The sequence below is a fragment of the Nocardioides sp. T2.26MG-1 genome, assembly GCF_950101795.1.
Lineage (GTDB): Bacteria > Actinomycetota > Actinomycetes > Propionibacteriales > Nocardioidaceae > Nocardioides.
This window is the reverse complement of record NZ_CATNLZ010000018.1, coordinates 1-7354: the sequence shown is the minus strand read 5'-3', so window position 1 is coordinate 7354 and position 7354 is coordinate 1. Positions and strand designations below refer to the sequence as shown.

Sequence of the window (7354 nt, the reverse complement as noted above, 5' to 3'; positions counted from 1 at the left end):
GGGGACTTCGTCCCCCCACGCCCCCCTGTGGTCAGCCACGGCCTTGGTGTCCAGCAGGAACTCCACGGTGCCGGCGTTGCGGTAGCCGATCTCGCGGGCGAAGCGCACCGCGTCGGCGCACATCCGCTCCCGCAGTTCGGGGTCGAGGTTGGGGGCCGGGGCGATCTCGATGACCTTCTGGTGGCGCCGCTGCACCGAGCAGTCGCGCTCGAACAGGTGCATCACGTTGCCCTCGGCGTCGGCGAGGATCTGCACCTCGATGTGCCGCGGGTCGACCACGGCCTGCTCGATGAAGACCGTCGGGTCGCCGAACGCGCCCTCGGCCTCGCGCATGCAGGTCTCGACGGCCTCACGTAGGTGCGCCTCGTCGTCGACGCGCCGCATGCCGCGGCCGCCGCCGCCGGCGACCGCCTTCACGAAGAGCGGGTAGGGCATCCCGGACGCCGACTCGACCAGGGCGTCGACGTCGGTCGACGGCTCGACGCTCGCCAGGGTCGGCACGCCGGCGGCCTTGGCCGCCGCGATCGCGCGCGCCTTGTTGCCGGTGAGCGTGAGGACCTCGGCGGTCGGTCCGACGAACGTGATGCCGGCGTTGGCGCACGCCTCGGCCAGCGCGGGATTCTCGGAGAGGAAGCCGTAGCCCGGGTAGATCGCGTCGGCGCCCGCCCGGACCGCGACCGCGACGATCGCCTCGGGGTCGAGGTAGGCGCGCACCGGGTGGCCGCGCTCACCGATCTCGTAGGCCTCGTCCGCCTTCAGGCGGTGCTCGGACCAGCGGTCCTCGAACGGGAACACCGCGACCGTGCGGGCGCCGACCTCGTACGCCGCACGGAACGCCCGGATCGCGATCTCGCCGCGGTTCGCGACCAGCACCTTGGAGAACATGGGGCACAACCTATAAGCCCTGCCCAGGCACCTCACCTGGCCCACGCCCGGCGAGACGGGGTCGCTGGAGAGCGACCGGAGGCTACTCGCCGGTCACCAGGAACGGCGCGAGCAGGTCGGGGGTCGCGGCGGCGGCGACGCCGACCGCGACGGTGTCCGGTACGTCGATCGCCGCGACGGCCTGCCGGCCGCCGGCGGTGGTGGCGACCAGCGAGGTCAGTCCGGCCCGGCGCTGGAACCATGTCGCGCGCAGGTTCCAGCCGATCACGCCGTCGAGCTCGAGCGCCTCGCGGCGCCGGTCCAGGCTGCCCGAGCGCACCACGAAGTGCCCGTCGACCAGGACATGCCCGAGCGCGGCGGCGCGATCGGCGGCCAGCACGGCTGCGACGGGCAACGCCGCCGACGCCAGGACCGGCAGCCACAGCGGCAGGTCGGCCAGCAGCGCCAGCAGGACGGCGGCGGCGACGAGCGCGGCTGCGGGCCCGAGCGCGCGGGTGTAGCGGCGCGTCCGAGCCCGTGGACCGTGCCCGGTCAGCGGTGCGGTCATCGGCAGGCCGGTGCGCAGCACCGAGCCGGCCACCCGCTCGACGACGGCCCGGGGAGCCGGTGGCACCAGCACCGCGCTGCCGGTCTGGCCGCGGTCGAGGCCGGTCACGATCGCGGAGGCCCGGGCCGCGCCGGCCAGCCGCAGGCCGATCGGCTCGGCGACCACGACCCCGCGCAGCCGCTCGTCGTCGAGCGTGGTCTCACGCGTGGTGAGCAGCCCCCGGCGCAGGTGCCACGCTCCGCCGCGGGCCGGGCCGGTGTGCGTGAGCCGGAATCCCCAGTTGGTGACGACGTACCCGCCCATCGACAGCAGCGTCACGACCACGCCGATGGCCAGCAGACCGAGGGGGACGACGAGCCACCAGGACCAGCCGCTGGACCCGTCGGAGATCTGCCGGGTGTCGATGTCGATCCCGCCGAGCGACTCGAGCGCCTGGCTCGCCAGGCCGAGCACACCCGCGGCGAGCACCAGGCCCGAGCTGGTGAGGGGGGCGTAGCGCACCCATGCGGGATCGAGGTCGAGCACCGCCGGCGGCTCCAGGTCCGCGGTCGTCCCGGCGTCCGGGCCCGTGAGCAGCAGCTCGGCGCGCAGCGACCGGGCCCGCTCCGCCGGTAGCCCGTCGAGGTCGAGACGGTCGTCCTCGTCCGAGGAGGCGGTCCCGGTCCCGATCCGCACCGATGTCAGGCCGAGCAGCCGGTGCACCGGGGGAGCGGTGATGTCCACGGTCCGCACCCGGTCGACCGGGGTCGAGAGCACGTGCCGGTTCAGCAGGCCGCGGCGCAGCTCGATTCGGCCCTGGGCGATCCGGTAGGAGGTCGTCACGTAGCGCAGCAGTCCCAGCGCCACCGGCACGCCGACTCCGGCCACCTGCCACCACCCGCCGCCCGAGGCGGTGCCGGCGACGAACACGCCGAGCAGCACGGGCAGGAAGCGCACCAGCTCCTTGACCGGGTAGACCAGCAGCATCCGGGGATCGAGTCGCTGCCAGCCGCCGGCAACCTCGGGAGCGGGGTCCTCGGTCACGTCGCGTCGCCCGGCAGGGTCTCGGCCATCAGCGTCAGCTCGTCCACCAGCGCCAGGGCCCGGTCGCGCTCCAGCCCGGCGATCTCGAGCGCGCCCGCGGCGGAGGCGGTGGTGACCGTCACCGTCGCGAGGCCGAAGAGCCGGGCGACCGCGCCCTCGGCGTGGTCGACGGTCTGGATGCGGGACATCGGGGCGATCCGCCGCTCGCGGGCCCACCACCCGGTCTGGGTGTAGACGGCGGTGCCGGTCACCTCCCAGCGGTGCACCCGGTAGCGCCACTTCGGGACGACGCAGACGTACGCCGCCGCCACCAGCGCGACGAGCACGACGGCCCACCACGGGACCGGCGCCCACTCGGTCACGGGGCCCGCGACCGTCAGCACGACGAGCAGCACGACGGCCTCGAGTGCAGCGGTCAGCCCCCACATCAGCTGTGCCCGGGGGCTGACCCGCTGGCTCGGCTCGCGCAGCGCGGCCGGGATGGGCTGGCTCGGGACCGTCATGCCCCAGAAACTAGCTGGCGACGGCGACGCCTACCCGAGCGGCTTGGTCGCGCGCACGATCGCGGAGTGCATCCCGTCGGCGGCCGCGTGGGTGAACTCGACCTCGGCGTCGACGAACCCGACCGCGGCGAGGCCCTCGAGGTACTCGCTGCGGGACAGGGCGCCGGCGATGCACCCGACGTACGAGCCGCGCTCGGCGCGGTCCGCGGCGCTGAGGTGGTCCTCGGCGACGACGTCGGAGATGCCGATGCGCCCACCGGGGGTGAGCACGCGGAACATCTCGGCGAGCACCCGGGGCTTGTCGACCGACAGGTTGATCACGCAGTTGGAGATCACCACGTCGACCGACGCGTCCGGCAGCGGGACGTCCTCGATCGTGCCCTTGAGGAACTCCACGTTGGTGGCGCCCGCCTTGGCGGCGTTGTCACGGGCCAGCTCGAGCATCTCGTCGGTCATGTCGACGCCGTACGCGAACCCGGTCTCGCCGACACGCCGGGCCGACAGCAGCACGTCGATGCCGCCACCGGAGCCGAGGTCGAGCACGCGCTCGCCGGCACGCAGGGCCGCGACCGCGGTCGGGTTGCCGCAGCCCAGGCTGGCGGCGAGAGCCTCGGCCGGCAGGTCGCCCTGCTGGGCCGCGTCGTAGAGCCCGGCGCCGAAGCCGTCGTCGACCGTCCCGGTGGTGCCGCCGCAGCAGGAGTCGCCGCACCCGTCGTCGACGATCTGCAGCTGGTCGCTGAGCTTGTGGTTGACCTCGACGTTGGTGGCGCCGCCGCGGACGGCGGTGGCGGCCTCGGCGTAGCGGACGCGGACCTGCTCGCGCAGCTCCTCGGTGCTGGACATAGGTGACGCTCCTTCACATAGACGAACTTCGATAGATCGATCGTGGTCGATACATCGACGTTTGTCAATGCGTATGTCAGACTGGGTTCATGGCCACCTCGCTCCCGATCGTCGACGGCACCGGCGTCTGCTGCTCGCCGCTCACGCAGGGCGCGCTCGAGGTCGACGAGGCCGAGCGCCTCGCCCGCGTGTTCAAGGCGCTCAGCGACCCCACCCGGGTGCGGCTGCTGTCGATGATCGCCGCGCGACCGGGGGAGGAGGCGTGCGTCTGCGACCTGATCGAGCCGGTCGGCCTCTCCCAGCCGACCGTCTCCCACCACATGAAGCAGCTCGTGGACGCCGGCCTGGTCACCCGCGAGCAGCGCGGCCGCTGGGCCTACTACCGCGTGGTGGATGCCACGCTCGCGTCCCTCAGCGGGGCGCTGCGCCCCACGCCGTGACCCTGCAGGCGCGGGTCGCGGGGTTCGGCTGCTGGCAGCCGAAACCGCGTGGTGCCTAGTCCTTGAGCTCGCAGATGACCGCGCCGTTGCCGACGGTCTGACCGACCTCGGCCTCCAGGCCGGTGACGGTCCCGGCCTTGTGCGCCTTGAGGGGCTGCTCCATCTTCATGGCCTCGACGACCACGACGGTGTCGCCCTCGGCGACCTGCTGGCCCTCCTCGACGACGACCTTGACGATCGTGCCCTGCATCGGGCTGGTGACGGCGTCGCCGCTGGCCGCGCCGCCGGACTTCTTCGCGGTCGACCGGGCCGGCTTCTTCCCTGACCCGCCCCCGCCGACGGCGAGGCCGCCGAGGCCGCCGGGCAGCACGACCTCGACCCGCTTGCCGCCGACCTCGACCACGACCCGCTGCTTGTCCTCCGGCTCCGGGGCCTCGGCGACGTCGCCGTCGTACGGCGTGATCTGGTTGTCGAAGTCGGTCTCGATCCACTGCGTGTAGACGTCGAACTTCTCGGGTGCCTCTGCCGGGCTTCCGATGAACGCCGGGTCGGACACGACGGCGCGGTGGAACGGGATGACCGTGGGCATGCCGTCGACGACGAACTCGTCGAGCGCGCGCCGCGAGCGCTCCAGCGCCTGGGTCCGGTCGCGGCCGGTCACGATCAGCTTGGCGATGAGCGAGTCGAACGAGCCAGGGATGGTCTCGCCGTTCTCGTAGCCGCCGTCGAGGCGGACGCCGGGACCGCTCGGCGGGCTCCAGGCCGAGAGCGTGCCGGGGGCGGGCATGAAGTTGCGGCCGCCGTCCTCGGCGTTGATGCGGTACTCGATCGAGTGGCCGCGGATCTCGGGGTCGTCGTACCCGAGCTCCTCGCCGGCCGCGATCCGGAACATCTCGCGCACGAGGTCGATGCCGGTGACCTCCTCGGACACGCAGTGCTCGACCTGGAGCCGGGTGTTGACCTCGAGGAAGGAGATCGAGCCGTCCTGCGCGACCAGGAACTCGCACGTTCCCGCGCCGTAGTAGCCGGCCTCCTTGAGGATCCGCTTGGAGGACTCGTAGAGCTCGGTGAGCTGCGCCTCGGTCAGGAACGGCGCGGGCGCCTCCTCGACGAGCTTCTGGTTGCGGCGCTGCAGCGAGCAGTCGCGGGTGGACACCACCACGACGTTGCCGTGCTGGTCGGCCAGGCACTGGGTCTCGACGTGCCGCGGCTTGTCGAGGAACTTCTCCACGAGGCACTCGCCCCGGCCGAACGCGCTGACCGCCTCGCGGACCGCGGACTCGTAGGCGTCGGGGATCTCCTCGAGCGTGCGGGCGACCTTGAGCCCGCGGCCGCCGCCACCGAAGACCGCCTTGATCGCCACCGGCAGCCCGTTGGCCTTCGCGAACTCCACGACCTCGTCCGCGTCCGCGACCGGGTCCTTGGTGCCCGGGGCCAGCGGCGCCTGGGCGCGCTCGGCGATGTGCTTGGCCTTGGCCTTGTCGCCCAGCGCCTCGATCGCCGCCGGCGGCGGGCCGATCCAGATCAGGCCCGCGTCGATCACGGCCTGGGCGAAGTCGGCGTTCTCGGCGAGGAACCCGTAGCCGGGGTGCACCGAGTCGGCGCCGGACCGCTCGGCGACCGCGATGATCTTCGCGATGTCCAGGTAGGAGTCCGCCGGGGTCGCCCCGCCCAGCGAGTAGGCCTCGTCGGCCAGCCGCACGAACAACGCGTCGCGGTCGGGCTCGGCGTACACCGCCACGGAGCCGATGCCGGCGTCCTTGCACGCGCGGATCACCCGCACCGCGATCTCACCGCGGTTGGCGATGAGGACTCGTCGCAACGGCTTGCTCTGCGGCACTGGCACTCCTGGGTCTCCGACGTCGTCTCCGCGGGGCAGGCTACCCGCCGCGGGCCCGGATGTGGCGCCCGTCTCGTGTGGCCCATCTCGCACGGGCCGGGCCGTGACCCGCCCGGGCACGGCCTGCGACCGGGTCAGCCGACGGGCGGAACCTCGGCGAGCACCCGGTGCTGGAGCCGGACCCGCCGGTCGCGTCCGTGCCGCCCGCGGCGTACGACGAGGTCCTCGCCGCCCGGCAGCCTGCCCACGACGTGGGTCCAGAAGACGTTGGCCGGGATCCGCAGGAGGGGGTACCACGGCAGGCGGGCGGGCAGGCCGAGCTCGTGCATGCCCCGCCGCCCGTTGAGGAGCGTCGCCGAGCTGAGGCCGATCTCGCGTGCGAGCACGCCGCGCCACCGCGGCCCGGGCACGTCGGCCTGGCTGTCGACCAGCGCCCGGGCGAGCACCCGGCTGTTCTCGTCGGGCCCGGGGTCGTAGGAGAGCAGGTGGTAGATGATCCGGCGCCCGGCCTTCTCGGTGCGCGGCAGCCAGTGCTCGTCGACGCCCATCAGCCAGCCGATGTAGCTCCACAGGTGCATCACCCCCGCGGAGTCGCGGCGGCTGATCCGGAAGCCCAGCAGCCGGGCCTGGAGGAGCGGGGTGGTGCTGAACACCGCGAGCGTGCTCGCCTGGTCGTACTGGTTGATCGGGGTGCCGCGCAGCTCCCAGTCCCACGTGGGGTCGTGCTCGAGCTGGTAGTTCACGAACGCGTGCATGACCCGCACGTGCACCGACAGCCGCCAGCCCTCCGACTCCCGGCGCATGCCGCCGTCCTCGATGCAGGCCAGGAACCACCGGCTCGTCTCCGCCGTACGCCGTGCGGCGCCGGCGCCCAGCAGCCGCCCCGAGCGCACCAGCGGCTCGAGCGCAGCTGCCGAGCGGTAGCCGCCGAGCAGCGAGCCCCAGGTGAGCAGGTCGAAGCCGTCCCAGCCGAGCTTCTGCATCGCCCGCGCGCCCCGGTCGAGCAGCTCGTCGTCCACCCAAGCGGGACGGTCCTCGACGAGGTCGAAGAAGCGGCGCAGTGCCGACGGAGCGTCCGGCACGGAGTCGGTCCCGTGCTCGAGCGCCTGCCGGAACTGCGGCATCGTCACGCTGTGCTCCTCGCGCACGGCACGGACGAGGTCGTGGGCGGGCTCGTCGCGGCGCCGCAGTCCGGCGCGCAGCCGGTCCAGCTCGGCAGGGGCGGGGTCGGCACCGCGGCCGGTGACCCGGCGCAGCGGCCGGGCGATGCGCC

General features: G+C 73.4%; 7 protein-coding genes. 1 reads left to right on the top strand and 6 read right to left on the bottom strand.

Going from position 1 to position 7354, the window contains the following annotated elements; genetic code table 11:
• From QQZ14_RS12775 to arsM, 4 genes are all read right to left on the bottom strand, one after another.
• Positions 1 to 885, bottom strand: an 885-nt coding sequence (locus QQZ14_RS12775; RefSeq protein ID WP_284534704.1) for an ATP-binding protein, incomplete at its 3' end; no start/stop codon positions are given.
• Positions 886 to 967: 82 nt separating this feature from the next.
• Positions 968 to 2455 carry a PH domain-containing protein gene (locus tag QQZ14_RS12770; RefSeq protein WP_284534703.1) on the bottom strand — a complete coding sequence of 496 codons (1488 nt, stop codon included), beginning with the start codon at positions 2453 to 2455 and terminating at the stop codon, positions 968 to 970.
• A complete protein-coding gene (locus QQZ14_RS12765) occupies positions 2452 to 2958 on the bottom strand; it encodes a PH domain-containing protein (RefSeq protein ID WP_284534702.1) in 507 nt (168 codons plus the stop codon). The genes QQZ14_RS12770 and QQZ14_RS12765 overlap by 4 nt, the downstream gene beginning before the upstream one ends.
• A 30-nt stretch (positions 2959 to 2988) precedes the next feature.
• Entirely contained in the window at positions 2989 to 3801 is an 813-nt protein-coding gene (gene arsM / locus QQZ14_RS12760) for an arsenite methyltransferase (RefSeq protein ID WP_284534701.1), read from the bottom strand.
• Positions 3802 to 3890: 89 nt separating this feature from the next.
• On the opposite strand from arsM, the gene QQZ14_RS12755 reads away from it, so the two are divergent.
• Positions 3891 to 4241: an ArsR/SmtB family transcription factor gene (locus QQZ14_RS12755; RefSeq protein ID WP_284534700.1), complete on the top strand. Its 351-nt coding sequence runs from the start codon at positions 3891 to 3893 to the stop codon at positions 4239 to 4241.
• A gap of 55 nt (positions 4242 to 4296) precedes the next feature.
• On the opposite strand, the gene QQZ14_RS12750 is transcribed toward QQZ14_RS12755, so the two are convergent.
• Both QQZ14_RS12750 and QQZ14_RS12745 read right to left on the bottom strand, forming a co-directional pair.
• A complete protein-coding gene (locus QQZ14_RS12750) occupies positions 4297 to 6081 on the bottom strand; it encodes an acetyl/propionyl/methylcrotonyl-CoA carboxylase subunit alpha (protein WP_284534699.1) in 1785 nt (594 codons plus the stop codon).
• A gap of 134 nt (positions 6082 to 6215) precedes the next feature.
• On the bottom strand, positions 6216 to 7354 hold a 1139-nt coding region (locus QQZ14_RS12745), incomplete at its 5' end, for an oxygenase MpaB family protein (RefSeq protein ID WP_284534698.1).

Bases quoted from the DNA above. Each gene is read 5' to 3' on its own strand.
- QQZ14_RS12755 (WP_284534700.1), top strand. From the start codon at position 3,891: ATGGCCACCTCGCTCCCGATCGTCGACGGCACCGGCGTCTGCTGCTCG.
- QQZ14_RS12765 (WP_284534702.1), bottom strand. From the start codon at position 2,958: ATGACGGTCCCGAGCCAGCCCATCCCGGCCGCGCTGCGCGAGCCGAGC.
- arsM (WP_284534701.1), bottom strand. From the start codon at position 3,801: ATGTCCAGCACCGAGGAGCTGCGCGAGCAGGTCCGCGTCCGCTACGCC.